At 54.4% G+C, this 14,944-nt stretch carries 15 protein-coding genes; 7 read left to right on the forward strand and 8 right to left on the reverse strand.

Features of this window, described 5'->3' with window-relative positions; genetic code table 11:
* Positions 1-263: 263 nt before the first annotated feature.
* The 4 genes from ACW81B_RS10165 (at position 264) to ACW81B_RS10180 (ending at position 4,537) form a co-directional block, all read left to right on the forward strand.
* Positions 264-1,226 (forward strand): diacylglycerol/lipid kinase family protein, encoded by a 963-nt coding sequence (locus tag ACW81B_RS10165; RefSeq protein ID WP_491580115.1) that lies wholly within the window; start codon positions 264-266, stop codon positions 1,224-1,226.
* Positions 1,227-1,304: 78 nt separating this feature from the next.
* Entirely contained in the window at positions 1,305-2,501 is a 1,197-nt protein-coding gene (locus ACW81B_RS10170; protein WP_491580116.1) for an ATP-binding protein, read from the forward strand.
* Between the two features lie 3 nt (positions 2,502-2,504).
* A complete protein-coding gene (locus tag ACW81B_RS10175; RefSeq protein ID WP_491580117.1) occupies positions 2,505-3,464 on the forward strand; it encodes a hypothetical protein in 960 nt (319 codons plus the stop codon).
* A gap of 2 nt (positions 3,465-3,466) precedes the next feature.
* Positions 3,467-4,537, forward strand: a complete 1,071-nt coding sequence (locus ACW81B_RS10180) for a mitochondrial fission ELM1 family protein (protein WP_491580118.1) — start codon at positions 3,467-3,469, stop codon at positions 4,535-4,537.
* Here the strand turns inward: ACW81B_RS10180 and ACW81B_RS10185 are convergent.
* From ACW81B_RS10185 to ACW81B_RS10215, 7 genes are all read right to left on the reverse strand, one after another.
* The gene (locus tag ACW81B_RS10185) at positions 4,485-5,408 is read right to left on the reverse strand and encodes a glycosyltransferase family 2 protein (RefSeq protein WP_491580119.1); all 924 of its coding nucleotides are present in this window, start codon (positions 5,406-5,408) and stop codon (positions 4,485-4,487) included. The genes ACW81B_RS10180 and ACW81B_RS10185 overlap by 53 nt on opposite strands.
* A gap of 38 nt (positions 5,409-5,446) precedes the next feature.
* Positions 5,447-6,130, reverse strand: coding sequence for a GNAT family N-acetyltransferase (locus ACW81B_RS10190; protein WP_491580120.1), 684 nt, complete (start codon positions 6,128-6,130; stop codon positions 5,447-5,449).
* A 269-nt stretch (positions 6,131-6,399) separates the two neighbouring features.
* Positions 6,400-7,326, reverse strand: a complete 927-nt coding sequence (locus ACW81B_RS10195; RefSeq protein WP_491580121.1) for a glycoside hydrolase family protein — start codon at positions 7,324-7,326, stop codon at positions 6,400-6,402.
* A gap of 7 nt (positions 7,327-7,333) precedes the next feature.
* Positions 7,334-8,020, reverse strand: a complete 687-nt coding sequence (locus ACW81B_RS10200; protein WP_491580122.1) for an acetyltransferase — start codon at positions 8,018-8,020, stop codon at positions 7,334-7,336.
* Positions 8,017-8,772 carry a hypothetical protein gene (locus tag ACW81B_RS10205; RefSeq protein WP_491580123.1) on the reverse strand — a complete coding sequence of 252 codons (756 nt, stop codon included), beginning with the start codon at positions 8,770-8,772 and terminating at the stop codon, positions 8,017-8,019. The genes ACW81B_RS10200 and ACW81B_RS10205 overlap by 4 nt, the downstream gene beginning before the upstream one ends.
* A gap of 22 nt (positions 8,773-8,794) precedes the next feature.
* Positions 8,795-9,910, reverse strand: coding sequence for a DegT/DnrJ/EryC1/StrS family aminotransferase (locus ACW81B_RS10210; RefSeq protein WP_491580124.1), 1,116 nt, complete (start codon positions 9,908-9,910; stop codon positions 8,795-8,797).
* Positions 9,907-10,320, reverse strand: a complete 414-nt coding sequence (locus ACW81B_RS10215) for a sugar 3,4-ketoisomerase (RefSeq protein ID WP_491580125.1) — start codon at positions 10,318-10,320, stop codon at positions 9,907-9,909. The genes ACW81B_RS10210 and ACW81B_RS10215 overlap by 4 nt, the downstream gene beginning before the upstream one ends.
* Positions 10,321-10,460: 140 nt before the next feature.
* Between ACW81B_RS10215 and ACW81B_RS10220 the strand changes: the two genes are divergently transcribed.
* Entirely contained in the window at positions 10,461-11,423 is a 963-nt protein-coding gene (locus ACW81B_RS10220; RefSeq protein WP_491580126.1) for a methyltransferase domain-containing protein, read from the forward strand.
* Between the two features lie 14 nt (positions 11,424-11,437).
* On the opposite strand, the gene ACW81B_RS10225 is transcribed toward ACW81B_RS10220, so the two are convergent.
* The gene (locus ACW81B_RS10225; protein WP_491580127.1) at positions 11,438-12,484 is read right to left on the reverse strand and encodes a hypothetical protein; all 1,047 of its coding nucleotides are present in this window, start codon (positions 12,482-12,484) and stop codon (positions 11,438-11,440) included.
* Between the two features lie 164 nt (positions 12,485-12,648).
* Between ACW81B_RS10225 and ACW81B_RS10230 the strand changes: the two genes are divergently transcribed.
* Both ACW81B_RS10230 and ACW81B_RS10235 read left to right on the forward strand, forming a co-directional pair.
* A complete protein-coding gene (locus tag ACW81B_RS10230; protein WP_491580128.1) occupies positions 12,649-13,584 on the forward strand; it encodes a sulfotransferase domain-containing protein in 936 nt (311 codons plus the stop codon).
* 204 nt (positions 13,585-13,788) lie between these two features.
* On the forward strand, positions 13,789-14,727 hold the full coding sequence (locus ACW81B_RS10235) for a hypothetical protein (RefSeq protein ID WP_491580129.1): 939 nt from the start codon (positions 13,789-13,791) through the stop codon (positions 14,725-14,727).
* The last annotated feature ends 217 nt before the right edge of the window (positions 14,728-14,944 follow it).

Genomic DNA, 14,944 nt, shown 5'->3' on the forward strand with positions numbered 1-14,944 from the left:
ACAGAAATTTATGTCGTCTCTGATTAAACCGTCATGCCGGGATTAAACCGTCATGCCGGCGCAGGCCGGCATCCATGGCCTTGAAATTTCTGGATTCCGGCATTCGCCGGAATGACGGATGATTGAATTAATCTGAGGCTCCATGTTTTGTAAAGGTACTTATCCTGAGTGTACTGGGTTAGGATGTCTGTCAGGAAATAGTACCCTATTCAGACTGACAAACACGCTTGAATTCCACAGACAACCCAAATGATCGCCCCCGTGTGGGCCTGGTCACCAACCCCCACAGCCGCCGCAACCGTGCTGCACTGGCCAGAATCGAGGCCCTGGTGAAAGCGCACGGCCATGTATGTCATCACATCACACAATCTGTCGACGATATCCATACTGCATTGCGGGCGTTTGCCGAACAGTCCGTCGGCGTTGTGGCCATCAATGGCGGCGACGGCACAACAGCACAGGTGTTTGCCGCATTGCTCGATGCCTCGCCTTTCGCTATACAACCCGCCGTGGTTTTATTGCCGGGAGGCACCACCAATATGAATGCCGCAGACGCCGGTATGCGCGGCAGCCTGACGAAAGCGGTGGAAAAACTGTGCCGCTGGTCAGGCGGTGAAGAACTCCCCGAGGAACGGCGGTTCCGGCCCATACTGTGTGTCGAGGGTGCCGTCGGACAGGGCGCACTGTATGGCATGTTCTTTGGTGCAGGTAACATCATCATCAATGGCATTGAGCACTGCACCGATCACATTCACCGCGTAGGCCTCACGGATGAAATCGGCCCCGGTGTCACTTTGCTGCGGGCTGTGTGGGGCATACTGCGTGGCGATCCGCAGTTCACCGCGCCGATCGACGTCACCCTGCGCCTGGACGACCAGGATACGCCGACGCAAAAACAGCTTGCTATACTGCTGGTCACCAGCCTGGAACGACTTTTCCTTGGGCTGCACCCCTGGTGGGGAAAGGAACAACAACCGCTGCACTGCACCTGGATAGAAAACCCGGCGCAAGGCCTGCTGAGAAAACTCCCGGGCCTGCTGCGCGGAAAACCCGGCACTGGCGCCACACCGGAAAGCGGCTACTTCAGTCACAACACCCGGCAACTCGAACTGGATATGGATGCTCCCTTTACCATCGACGGCGAACTCTACCAGGCCAGTCGCGAACACGGGCCGATCCGGATCGGTCATGGTGGCACCCTTGAGTTCCTGAAGATCGGTTCGTAGGCAAATCAGCAACAAACCTTGCATTTTCAAATATAGACTTTAATATTACCTGGTATGAAAAGGCACGCCACCCCACTATTGCGTGAACTTTTAACACTCTTCCCCTGCGTTGCCATCGTTGGGGTGCGCCAGTGCGGCAAAACAACCCTCCTGCAGGAACTCCCTGGTGCCTGGAGGACTTATGACCTTGAAAAAGCAAATGATTACGACCAGATTGCCAAAGACCCCGACCTGTTTTTTCGTCTGAATCGTTCACACATTGCCATTGACGAATCCCAGCGGATGCCGGACATCTTCCCGGCGCTACGCGTTGCCATCGACGCCGACCGGCAGCAAGCCGGCCGATTCGTAATAACCGGTTCGAGCTCACCGGATTTACTTCACGCCATTTCCGAGAGCCTGGCTGGCCGGGTCGCCATTCTTGAACTGTCGCCGTTCAATCTTGCCGAAGCCTGCGCGCTACCGCCTTCAGATTTCTTTCAGGCGATCAATGAACGCGATGTCCTTGCAAAATTACTGGCGCTCCAACCGAGAGTTGAGCTACCTGGACTGTTCGACTACTGGCTGCGGGGTGGCTACCCGGAACCCTGGATAAAAAACCAGAGGCGATTCCAGATGCTATGGATGCAAAACTACACGCAAACCTACATTGACCGGGATATCCTGCAACTCTTTCCCGGTATCAACCGACAGAAATACCGGCTTTTCATCCAGATGTTAAGCAACCTGAATGGAACCATTATCAATTATTCGGAAGTTGCACGCGCGCTGGGCGTATCGCAACCGACAGTACGTGAATATTTTCAGATCGCACACGGAACGTTCATCTGGCGACACATACCCGCCTATGAAAAAAATGCAACCAAACGGATTGTGAAACATCCAAAGGGTTATCTAAGAGACTCCGGCCTGCTTCACTTCCTGTTACACCTGAACGACCTTGATGCGCTCATGGCACACCCGCAAATGGGGCGTTCATGGGAATCCATGGTGATCGAAACGATCCTGCGCGGCCTGGCCGCGCAAGGTATCGCCCATGATTACTACCATTACAGAACCGGGGGGGGCGCTGAAATCGACCTGGTCCTGGAAGGGGAGTTCGGCCTTCTACCCATTGAAATCAAATACGGACAAAAGGTCACATCAAAAACGCTGCGCGGCATCCGGGATTTTATCCGGGAACGGGAATGCCCGCTTGGCATCGTCATCAATAATGCGGAACGGGTCGAACAATACGAAGAAAACCTGGTTGGCATTCCGTTTGGTTGTCTATAGATTATGACAACAGCCGACACAGACAACATGGATCTGCGCATCGCCGACCTCACACCGGCGCCGCAACATCCGGCCTTGCACACACTGGTTGATAGCTTGAGGCAGCGGCATGGCGAGAATACAGCCGCCATCCTGTTCTACGGTTCCTGCCTGCGCAGCGGCAATCCCTACGATGGTCTGGTCGATCTCTACCTGATCGTCGACCGCTACCGGGACGCCAACAGTTCGCTGGCGCGTGCGGTGTGGAACCGGCTGCTGCCACCCAACGTCTTCTACACCGAGGTGGAGCACGACGAACATACGGTACGCTGCAAGTATGCTGTACTGACACTCGCTGACCTGCAACGCGGCACCTCGCGCCGCTGGTTCCATTCCTACCTGTGGGGGCGCTTCTGTCAGCCGGTTGCGATTGCCTGGCAACGTGACACCAACAGTCGGCAACAGGTCGGCCAGTGCCTGCTGCAGGCTGTTACCACCTTCCTGCAACGCGCACTGCCGGCACTTCCAGCTGCCGGCGATATACTGTCATTATGGCGTGACGGCCTGACACTCAGCTACCGCACGGAACTGCGCCCCGAATCCGCAAACCGCGCCGGTGAACTGGTTGCCGCGAACCTGGCTTACTACGAAACTGTCACGGGCTACGCGGCAACAGCACTGGCACCTGCATTCCGGCTGGAGGCCTCAGCTGACGCTCTGCGCTACCGGACAAACTACCCGGCACTGAAACGGTTCGCGGCAAAACTCGCCTGGAAGCTGCGCACCGTACAAGGCAAGCTGCTGTCTGTTGCACGCCTGCTGAAAGCCCTGTTCACCTTCGATGGCGGACTCGACTACATTGCCTGGAAACTCGAACGCCACTCCGGCGTCAGCGTTGAAATCCCCGAACGCGTACGCCGCTGGCCGCTGATTTTCATCTGGGGTATGTTCTGGGACCTGTACCGGCGCGGGGCATTCCGCTAGACATGGAAAACGCGAAGACAAGACAGGCACCGCGCATCTGGCTGGTGATTGGCGACAAGCCGGGGGATAACGCCCAGATCGAAATCATTGCCGAAGCACTGGGGCTGCCGTACGAAATCAAACGCATGCTGCCCAAACCGGAATATGTGCTGGGAAAACCCCGCTACAGGGTATCACTCGACCACCTGGACCTGGAACGCTCTGATCGGCTGGAACCGCCCTGGCCAGATCTGATTCTTACCATCGGACGACGGCCCTCGATGGCGGCACTGTGGATCCAGCAACAATCGGGCGGACACAGCAAAATTGTCCTGCTGGGCCGCCCCAAACGCTGGATGAAACGCTTTTCACTGGTGATCGTGCCCACCCAGTACCGGATGCCTGACAGCGACAAAGTACTTAAACTCGATCTCCCACTGATGCGCAGTAATGAAGTCGCCATCAGCGAAGCCACCGACGCGTGGCGCGATCGCCTCGCCGGACTGCCGCGCCCTCTCACCGCCCTGTTGGTCGGCGGCCAGACCAAACCTTTTTGCTTTGACGCCGATGCTGCGAAAGAACTGCTCGATTCCGCCTGCGAGGCCACTGGCCAGGGTTTCCTGTATATCAGCACCAGCCGGCGAACGCCGCCGGCGGTTATTGAAATATTGGAGAAACACCGACCGCCGAACAGTCGACTTTATTGCTGGTCCGCAGACAGCAGCGACAACCCCTACCTTGCTTTAATGGGCCTGGCCGACCGGTTTATCGTCACCGGCGACAGTATCTCAATGATGGTTGAAGTTGCGCGTATGGGGAAACCGCTGGCCATCTATGCGCTGCCGGACCAGAAAGGAATTACCGGGCGTTTACTACGATTCGGAAAGATTCTGAACCGCCTGGGGCTATTGCGTAATACACGAGATCTGACTGCCATACACCAGTTGCTGTACGAGAAACAGCTGGCAGTCCCGCTGGGAGAGAACTTCCTGACATCCGGCAAACGTCCTGACGATGAACTGTCGCGGGTCACGGCACGAATCAGGACAATAGCCGACGGGATCTCACAAGCTGGCGCAAATACTTACGTATAAATTTCATGCGTTTCATGCTGAATTGTGTTTTTTGAGAGAGAATAAAGTGCTTCAGTGCAACCTTTCTCAGGTCATTCTTCAATGCATTCCGTGCAAGATCGTAGTGGATATTTGAAAATCCTTCCGGCTTCAGTTCTTCGGGCGTGAACCTTTCGATGAACTCCAGTTTGAGACGACTTTGACGCACAAAATCCCTGTGGACATTCGCATCATGGTGTCGATAGAACACGACATCCTCATCCACGTAGGCATATTCCTGTCTGCTACGCATATGCGCAAAGAACCTGGCATTCAACAACCAGTCATCCGCCAGGGCTGTCTCGTCAAAACCGCCAACTGCCAGCAGAAGTGATCGTTTTATCAGGGCGGTTTGAAGAAACAGGGGGCTGGTATGAGTATATAGATAGCGCCGTATGTCTAGCGGCGCCCTGTTCAGGAGCTCCCATGTTTCGGGGCCATGCAGTTGCCGACCTGTTTTACCTTCTTTCAGAATCCTTCCGTTCCCATACACGATCTTCAGATCAGGGTTTCTGGCAAACAATGCCAATTGCGTGCCGAAACGATCTGCACAGAACAGGTCGTCCGAGGCAAACAACACCACCAGACCTCCTCTCGCGTGATTGAGTGCCGAATTAATTGTTGGCACCACGCCCTGATTTTCATTGTTAAAATACAAACGAATCGGCACGCCGGACTCGTGTAACAACTGTTCCAGAACTTTGGGCGAATCATCGGTGGAACAGTCATCAACAATAACGATTTCTATATTACGGTACCGTTGACTGCGGATACTCTCGACGGTCTCCCGGATATAGTGTTGATGATTATAGGACGGGATAAGGACGCTTATCAGTGGATGAAAACTACTCATATAGTGAACCAGACAAGGTGTCCGGTGTACCTCGTCGATCAGCCCAGTGTTATCTCGTAAAACTCATGAACCACTCCACCACCGCCAAACTCTGACTTGAAACCAAACAAGCCCTGGTTCAGAACCCTGCCCTGGTCTTGGTTGCTGATCCCAAAGTCGAAATAACGCGCGCCGGACTCATTCGCTACACCGATACTATACTCAAACACCTTGTCCAGCAGAGCCGCATCATTGGCGCATGGACTCGCAGCAATGTACTGAGCATGACAGGCAAGCGGGGTTTTAAACAAAACAACACCTGCCTCAACCCGGTCATTCAGCAACCCCGCGACAAACTCGACATTCTCCGGGAAACGTGTCGCCAGCAGCGTTATCTCGGCCAGAGTATGTACTGGCGCGACCCCGTGTTTTCGCTGCAGATTTTCTTCCAGAACCTGCCACAGCAATTCAATCTGCCCGCTATCGGCAACAACTACCCGGGCACCTGCCTTATCTGCCTTTTTCAAGGCCCGTTTCCTGCGCTGACTCACAGGCAATCGTCCATCCAGATCTATCGCGCATGAGAGATCACAACGCATCCTCACGGCCTGTGACCTGAACAAAGCATAGAGATCGTCCTGTGCCGGCGCACGATGGTAGATATATGGCACAGGCTTATAGAAAAATCTATCCCGCCCGTCGGCTTTGTAGTATGCGGTGACTGCTTCAAATGCATCGATCATACGCTGGCCACGCAATTTCCCCTGGTGCAGGAAGCCTCCGTAGGTAATACCCGGGTGGCTGACCACGCAACCCGGATCGTCCGGGTGCTCTGCGGCCGGCAATACCCCCCACTAATTCCCCTTGTGTTCCAGCACGAGCGATAAATCCCTGAACCGCACACCGTGATAGCCCAGGAATCGGCGACTGTGCAGGAACGTTGCCATATAGGCATCTGCGCAGAAACTATCCCAGCGTTCGGCATCAGCTTCGCTGTAAGGACGCACCTGCATCACTTGCCCTCAACCCGTTCCGCGACACCGAAGCCCGTACCGCCAAAGTCATTTCCGTTGTAGAAAAGGTAAGTCTTGCCGTCCACGCGGATAACAGCCGAATATTCGACCGATTCGGAATCCCAACCACTCTGCGACACGTCAAGACCCAGTTGCTCGTCCATTCGAGACCAGTGGAAACCGTCATCTGACTCGGCATAACCAAGACGATAACGCTGCAAGGATCGCTTGCGCACAGAGCAGAAAAGTTTGTAGCGGCCCTCTTCGTTCATCACAAATGGGCGACCAAAACCATGCTCATCCGGATCAGAAACAGCCATGGACACCCGCCCCTTCGAGGGCCAGTCAATCCCGTTTTCCGACTCCATATATCTGAGGTCATAAACCGGCATGGGCTTGCCATCCAGTTCTGTCCATTGACTGCCAGCCACGTACCACATTCTGAAGCCCGCTTCCCCACGTAAAACAAATGGCCCACCCCGGAAATACAATTCATCGTCGCTTCTTTCCAGGATCGGCGTCTGCTTTACCCTGTGAAAATGACACCCACCATCCGTGCTGACTGCAAGCCCCGTCAACAATCTGTACCTTATGTGATGACTTAACTCGAAACCCACGTAGTACATGTACAGACTGGAATCGTCCACCTTTATCACACACGTCTGAAGCACCCCATTGTCGTCAAAAGTGCCAGGGACCCCGATATCCAGCACTGGCCTGTCACTCACCTGCCGCACGGACAGGGGATCGTTTGCCGACACATCGACATAACCTACACGTCCCACGTTGTTATCATCACGACACTGGATGTACACTCGAATCAATGTATCGTTGAGCCTTACGGGTGTCGGGCAGGTAGCGTGTGTGCGCGCCCACGGCAAAGTACCGTCCGGCTTCCACACAACGCCCAGTTTCCGCCAGCGCATCGCTCAACTACTCCCTGACTTTGAAAAAACGCAGCGCCGAAACGCGGGAAGGCTCTGGCTGTGTAGCGCCATACAACTGCCCGGGCCGGGTATCCTTGATAATCACAAGGCCTGGCCCTATCCAGTTGTCTTCAGCGATACGAACATTATTGGAAATCGTGGCATTGACCCCCAGAAAGCAGTTTTTGCCAATCTCGCAAAAACCTGAAATTACAACGTGTGAGGATATAAAACAATTGTCCGAAATCCTTGAGTGATGCCCGATATGGTTCCCGCTCCACATAACGACATTTTCACCCACACTGACAAACGGCTGCAGTGTATTGTCCTCAAAAATAAAACAATGTTCCCCAAGCTCCACATTATCCCAGACGAACGCGTTCGGACTAATGAAAGACGCCAGCCTGAAGCCCTTTGCCCGTGATTCAGCCACCAGTCGTGTCCTGAGGCGATTCATCTGCATGTAGACGACCGCCACAAACACCTCGTGCTGTTGCGGGGCATATGTCTCGGCAAGCGTCTCAAAGGGAACCACAGGCAATCCATGTAATGTTTTACGTTTCAGGAAGTCTTTCTCGACACTGAATGCAACAACTTCGTACTCCGAGTCAGCATCAAAATATTCCTGCGCAATCTCGGCAAATGCAGAATCGCCGACAATGACCAGCTTTTTTGTCTTTTCCTGTACTGTCATGGCTTGTGTACCAACAGGTCTTCTCTTCGATTGGCCATAGGCAAATCCTCTGACTGCGGCACTACCCAGGCGTGATAACCGGCTGCACGGGCACGCGCAACCATTGCAAGCACCACGCTGTCATCAATAAGCCCTGGCTCAAGACAGTTGAACTCAATATCAGGCCGATCGCTCCTGCCGGTATACTGTTGATGAAACCTGACCCCCTGCTCGCTGGAAAAGAAACGCTTGCGCATGGAGGAATTCGGGATATCACCAATCAGAAAAAAAGCGCCGTCACGCATGAGCAAAAGGGCCTGATCGAAGAAAGCCCAGAAGCCGCCTTCCTCAAAGGGGTACTGAATAACACTATAGGCGAGCAACATATCCATTCGGCCAGCCTGGCTGGCTATAAAGTCCGGTACTTCGGGAAAACAACCCGCAATCTTGTCCAGGCAGGGTCGATCAGGGAGGTGTGCCAGCATCTCTTCGCTGTCAATCATAAAAAGATTGTGCCCCTGCGCCTGGCAGGCATCCATCAGCATCAGCGGCAAACCGCTGCAGCCCGGCCCGATCTCCAGTACATTCCTGTTGTTCGTACGAGCAATCGGCAACTTCTGCAGTATGTCCCGGAATATAGCTTCTTCCCGGCCCTCCCGATATTCATCGGGAAAACCGACTTTCTGATGCCGACTCAACCCTTCCGACCGGGCCAGCTCGCGGAACTTCTCATAGCTGAGATGTTCGTATTTCGTGTAATCTTCTTCCGACACCCGTGCGCTCCTGCGTGACTGCCTATCGATGACCCGATGATATCAGTTCCAGCGCCGAAACCTGTTCAACAACGTACGCCGCCTGGGTCTGGCTCATATGTGGACCTATTGGCAGGCTGAGTATGTCGTTCACAACCCTCTCGGTCCTGTCCAGTTTATACCCCCTGTACTCATCGACGTATGCCCCGGTCCGGTGGGGGGGGACGGGATAATGAATCAACGTCTCGATACCTTTCTCTCCCAGCCGCTTCTGCACGATTTCCCTGCTGCCGGTTCGCACCACGAACAAGTGCCATACAGGCTCTGCCCAGTCGGGCACTGAGGGTAACAGCAGGCCGGACAGTCCGAGGTTTTGCAGATAAAAACGGGCTATTTTGTCGCGCCGCCGGTTCCATGCATCCAGCCTGCCCAGTTTAACCCTCAATACCGCAGCCTGGATTTCGTCCAGCCTTGAGTTGTAGCCCACATGGTCATGAGTATATTTTTTACTGGATCCATAGTTTCGCAGGGATTTTATGCGTTCACACAGCGCATCATCATCTGTCGTAATGGCACCGCCATCCCCGTACGCCCCAAGGTTCTTCGCGGGGTAGAAACTGAATGCGGCAGCATCGGCCAGTGATCCTGTCCGTTTTGTTCTGTAACGGGCTCCATGTGCCTGTGCCGCATCCTCGATAACTTTCAGCCCGTAGCGGCCGGCCAGCGTATTGACATAATCCATGTCCGTACACTGTCCATAGAGGTGTACCGCAATAATCGCTTTCGTCCTTTCGCTGACCACTGCTTCCAGCAAGCCGGGATCCATATTGTAGGTACCCGGGACAAGGTCTACCGGGACCGGCTTCGCCCCGGTTCTGCTGACCGCGAGCCAGGTGGCGATAAACGTATGGGCAGGGACAACAACCTCATCCCCTTCTCTCACTCCATACCCCTTGAGAATCAGAAACAGGGCATCCAGGCCATTCGCAACGCCAATACAATGACGAGAACCACAATAGTCCGCGAATTCTGACTCGAACAGTTCCACCTGCTGCCCGAGTACATACCAGCCAGAATCGAGCACACTCGCAACAGCGTTATCTATTTCAGGCCTGAGTTCTGCATAGGCCGCGTGCAAATCCAGAAACGGGATATTCAAACCTGTGATCTCACACTACCCACGAATTCGGAATAGTCCCGGAAGTAATCATTTTCATCAAAATAGTCCGACGCGAGCACCATCGATACCGACCCGGACGAGAAATTATCCAGCTCACGCCAGACCATGGGGCAAACATACAGCCCGTGATATGAACGGTTAAGATGAAAGCGCTTTTTGGCCATGCCATCGTCAAGAACCACATCGAAACTGCCTGACATGGCGATTATCAGCTGATGCAGGGCCTTGTGCGCATGCCCACCGCGGGTCGCCCCGCCCGGTACATCATAGAGGTAGTAAACACGTTGTATATCGAAGGGAATATGCCTGTTTGCTTCGATATACGACAGATTCCCCCTGGTATCATTGATAACAGGCAACTCGATTATGCGGCACTTGTCCAGTTTCATTTCATTGTTCCTGTAGCAGGATTGAGCTGACGGTAATGTATCCTATCAATATCTGCGCACTGGCCCAATCCTTGTCGAAACATCGGTTGGCTTTATTGATATATAATGCGCGATCACCTCGACTACGAAACAAACCGGACATGGCACATTCTACCTCCCTGGATTCGACCAGCACCTGCCCGTTGTGCGGCAGTGCCGGCAACCGCGATTTGTCAGGCAGAGACCTGATGTTTGGCGGAAACAAGCGCTACGACTACGACCGCTGTACCCGTTGCGGCCTGATCTACCTGACACCTGCCCCTGCCGCGGCGGAAATTTCCGACTTTTATCCCGATTCATACTCGATATACACTGAACCCAGACAACCACATTTTTCCAGGCGCGCACTGCAAACACTCAAGAACAGGATGGGCTACCAGCACATCCAGGTTGAAAACAACGTAAAACTGCTGGATCGCATTCGCCCATACAAGTCAGTCCCCAATGTTATCCCTTATGTTCCCGATGGCCGGGTACTGGATATTGGTACCGGTAATGGAGAAAACCTGCTGCGACTGAAGTCTATCGGCTGGCAGTGCCACGGGGTCGAATTCAATGCCAGGGCAGTAGAGATTTGTCGTAAAAACGGGCTCGATGTCTTCCATGGCGACCTGTCATCCGCTGCTTTTGAGAATCATTCATTCGACTTTGTTACTGCGCACCACCTCATTGAACACGTTCCCGACCCTCACAGCCTGCTGGCTGAAATAGCGCGCATCACCAAGCCGGGCGGACATGTTCTGATAAGGACGCCTAACAGCAGATCGCTCGGACGCAGTCTGTTCGGGGAATACTGGTTTGCCAACGATATACCCCGTCACCTCATGCTGTACAACCAGGACAATCTGAACAGGCTGGCCAGCGAATATGGCCTTGAGCCTGTCTCCATAGATATCCACGTAAAACCGAAAATACTGTTGAGGAGCCTCGATTATAAAACAGGCAACACCGGCACCCCGTCAGAGAAAAAGCCGGTACTGAAGGCATTAGCCAGTCTCTATATTCCATTTGCACGCCTGGCATCGAAAGGTGATGAGCTGGCAGCCCTGTACCGGAAGAAGTAGCCCACTTTCACACTCTATCGGCCTGCCATAACCAACTCGACCAGGCCCTGCCAGCGTTTCGCAATCACCGGAAGACTGAACTGTTCCTGTATCAACCCGGCCGCACAATCGGTGTGTTGCCGGATTAACCGGGGATCTTCAAGATAGGCTGACAACCCTCCCTTCCAGTCGTCCAGGAATGCGCAACCGGAAAATACCCGGTAACTGTCGATACTGTCAGCCACCACACCCAGCCCCAGTGACAGCGACAAGGCGATCCGGTTGTTGGTCTTTACCCGGGTGAATGCGTTGACCTCGATCGGAATCACGGCAACCTGGTGACAACGCATAGCCGCAAAAAAGCTGTGGGCGCTCCAGCCCATGTAGTACAGCGGCAACCGCCAGTCCCGAAAAACATTTTCGAACACCTCTCTGGAATTACTGATAACGGTCAGCGTAAGCGGGTAACGTGTATTCAGCTGTTCCAGCAGGGGGCGGAGTTTTTGCATATGAGCAAGCCCGGAATCACCATAGCTGGCTTTATGATTACCAAACCACACCAGGTGCGCCGCCTGTCGGTTGGCCGGCCCGCTCAGGAAGCGCCTCAGTCGATACAGCTGTACCCGCGCTCTGACCCACCCTGGCAGATCAAGCATGTGGCCCGACAGATCTTCCTCCACGGCATCCTCTATTACGGTGAGCGGTCGTTCCACCCCGGCCATTTCCTGCCTGACAACATCCCCCAGAGCACGACTGGAAACGACCCAGTGATCGGCCAGCCCGAGCATGGTTCTCAGGCGCTTGACCCGTTCACTGGCCAGCAGGAAATGATTGTCGCACAAGTCAAAAACGATTTTTGTACCATGCGTTTTCAGCCGCTGCGCCAGTTCGACATCCCTTGCGTGGTAGGCCTTGGAAAAGATGATCAGGCGATAGTCTTTTTCGTGCCGTTCCTGGTAAAGCTCAATAGGCAGTCCCTGCTGGCGCAACTGCTTCATCGGCCGGAGGCAGCGGATACGCACACTCGCTACGCGTGCCTCATAGTTCTGGGGCTTCCAGGCTATCTTGTCTTTACCCGTCACGCGATTCAACCATGTTCGACCCCTGAGGGTTGGGGACTATAACAAAATTTGCCGCGTGCAAGCTTGCCCCACCGACTCCTGCACGCTGATGCCAGGCGCCTGTAACCATGCTAGAATCCGCCTCTTTACCGAAATCCGCGCCATTACCTCGCAGGTCGCCATTCATGCATACCGTCCTCAAGAAACTTACCCGGTTTCTGGTCCTCGGACTCCTGTTTTTCCTGCCAAAGGAAAAGAAAATACGCATCGACCGCTGGCTGCGTGGCAAGGAAGAGTACCGAAAGCTGAAACAGGCCGATGCGGTCATCGTATCGTTTGGCAAAAGCGGCCGTACCTGGGTGCGCGTAATGATCTCCCGCTTCTACCAGGTCAAACACGACCTGTCGGAACGCCACCTGATCGGTTTCGACAACCTGCACAAAAAGAACCGGGCCATCCCGAAGCTGTTCTTTACCCACGATAATTACATCAAGGACTACACGGGCAACGCTGACAGCAAGGCGGATTTCTACAACAAGAAAGTCGTGCTGCTGATCCGTAACCCGCTGGACGTTGCCGTCTCCCAGTTCTTCCAGTGGAAGTACCGCATGCGCCCGGGCAAGAAAGCGCTTAACGATTACCCGGACCACGGCGCAGATATCTCGATCTATGATTTTGTCATGCACCCGGCCGGCCTGCCGAAGATCATCGACTACCTGAACCTCTGGGCCAGTGAGGCGGAGAACGTCGGCCAGCTGCTCATCGTGCGCTACGAAGACCTGCGCTCGGACACCGAAGGTGCACTGAGGCGTGTCGTCGAGTTCATCGGGACACCTGGCACGGATGAGGAAATCCGCGAAGCGGTGGAATTTGCCTCCATCGACAACATGCGCAAAATGGAGCAGAAACGCACTTTCTGGCTGTCAGGCAGCCGTATGGTGCCGAAAGACCGTAAAAACCCGAATTCCTACAAGGTTCGCAAGGCCAAGGTCGGCGGCTACCGCGACTATTTCGACGACGAGCAAATTCGTGCGATGAATGAACTACTTGGCGAACGCCTGGACCCTGTTTTTGGCTACAAAGCCGAAACGGATGTGCCGGACAAGGCTTCCAGCGCGTGACCTGCGGCACACTAAGCCGCTGGAATTCCTGAATAAATCCGCTACAATAGTGGCACTATAATTATGGCGGCTCTGATGTATCGTCATACCGGCATATGCCGGTATCCATTGCCATTAAAGCCACTGGATTCTGGCATACGCCAGAATGACGTGGGATGAATCAGAGTTTCCTTGACAGTAACGGGTACGAGGCCAGGCGATTCCATGGACCATTGCGTTTTCATACAGACCAACCACAAACAGATTGTCGGCGCCCTGGTGGCCGAGTATGCGCTGCGCCGCAATTCGCAGAACAACGACAAGTTCGATGTTCGTATCATCAACACCAGGGACTACCCGTTCTTTCGGGAACGTGAGGGCCAGTTGTACCTGCGCGATGGCGTCAAACGCACCTGGCTGAACGACGACCTGCAGTCTTTTACACCGACCCGTTTCATGCCGCCCGAACTGATGGGCTACCAGGGCCGTGCCGTGGTCATCGACCCGGACATCTTCGCCATTGCCGATATCTGGGAACTGCTGTCACGCGACATGCAGGGCAAGGCCATCATGTGTCGGCCGCGCTCCGGCACCAAGGGCATCATCGATCGTTGCCTCGCCTCCAGCGTGATGCTGCTGGACTGCGAGAAGCTGACGCACTGGAAGGTGGAACAATCCTTCAACGACATGTTCGACTTCAAGCGTGACTACATGCCGTGGATCTGCCTGCGCATGGAGGACCGCGACACCATTGGACTGTTTGAAAATGTCTGGAACGATTTCGACAAGCTGACAGCGGAAACGAAGATGCTGCACGTGACACGGCGCAAGACCCAGCCGTGGAAAGCCGGCCTGCCGATCGACTGGCGGCCTGCCGAACGTTTCCGCCTGTTCCCGCCGGTGGCCTGGGCCATGCGTGCCCGCCGCAAGATCTTTGGTGAATACGGCCTGCTGGGCAAGTACAAGGAGCACCCGGACGCCAACCAGACCCGGCTGTTCTTCGGCCTGCTCAAGGAATGCGTGGAAAAGGGTATTGTCACCGAGGACATGCTGCGCGAAGAGATGAAGCAGAATCACGTGCGTCATGATGCCTTCGAAGTGCTGGAAAAAACCCCGGACCTGGCGCCGCCGGGACATTCGCCGCTGAATCTGTCTGCCGCCTGATACGAAATCCTTCTACATTCAGGAATCTCTGATTAATTCGTCATGCCGGCGAAGGCCGGCATCCAGTACACCGAACTCCATGGATTCCGGCACGCGCCGGAATGACGGAAGCTGAATTAATCAGAAATTTCATAAGTGACTGACAGCCTGTTTTATTGATCCAGATCAAATCATCCTCGACAACTGACCGCTAGCATGTCGCGATCCCGTACAGCAC

The sequence above is a fragment of the Thiogranum sp. genome, from assembly GCF_058323355.1.

What these genes read in the sequence shown, in the direction of transcription:
- ACW81B_RS10220 (WP_491580126.1), top strand. Translation starts at nt 10,461, where the DNA reads ATGGCACATTCTACCTCCCTGGATTCGACCAGCACCTGCCCGTTGTGC.
- ACW81B_RS10230 (WP_491580128.1), top strand. Translation starts at nt 12,649, where the DNA reads ATGCATACCGTCCTCAAGAAACTTACCCGGTTTCTGGTCCTCGGACTC.
- ACW81B_RS10175 (WP_491580117.1), top strand. Translation starts at nt 2,505, where the DNA reads ATGACAACAGCCGACACAGACAACATGGATCTGCGCATCGCCGACCTC.
- ACW81B_RS10195 (WP_491580121.1), bottom strand. Translation starts at nt 7,326, where the DNA reads ATGCGCTGGCGGAAACTGGGCGTTGTGTGGAAGCCGGACGGTACTTTG.
- ACW81B_RS10180 (WP_491580118.1), top strand. Translation starts at nt 3,467, where the DNA reads ATGGAAAACGCGAAGACAAGACAGGCACCGCGCATCTGGCTGGTGATT.
- ACW81B_RS10185 (WP_491580119.1), bottom strand. Translation starts at nt 5,408, where the DNA reads ATGAGTAGTTTTCATCCACTGATAAGCGTCCTTATCCCGTCCTATAAT.
- ACW81B_RS10235 (WP_491580129.1), top strand. Translation starts at nt 13,789, where the DNA reads ATGGACCATTGCGTTTTCATACAGACCAACCACAAACAGATTGTCGGC.
- ACW81B_RS10190 (WP_491580120.1), bottom strand. Translation starts at nt 6,130, where the DNA reads ATGATCGATGCATTTGAAGCAGTCACCGCATACTACAAAGCCGACGGG.
- ACW81B_RS10215 (WP_491580125.1), bottom strand. Translation starts at nt 10,320, where the DNA reads ATGAAACTGGACAAGTGCCGCATAATCGAGTTGCCTGTTATCAATGAT.
- ACW81B_RS10200 (WP_491580122.1), bottom strand. Translation starts at nt 8,020, where the DNA reads ATGACAGTACAGGAAAAGACAAAAAAGCTGGTCATTGTCGGCGATTCT.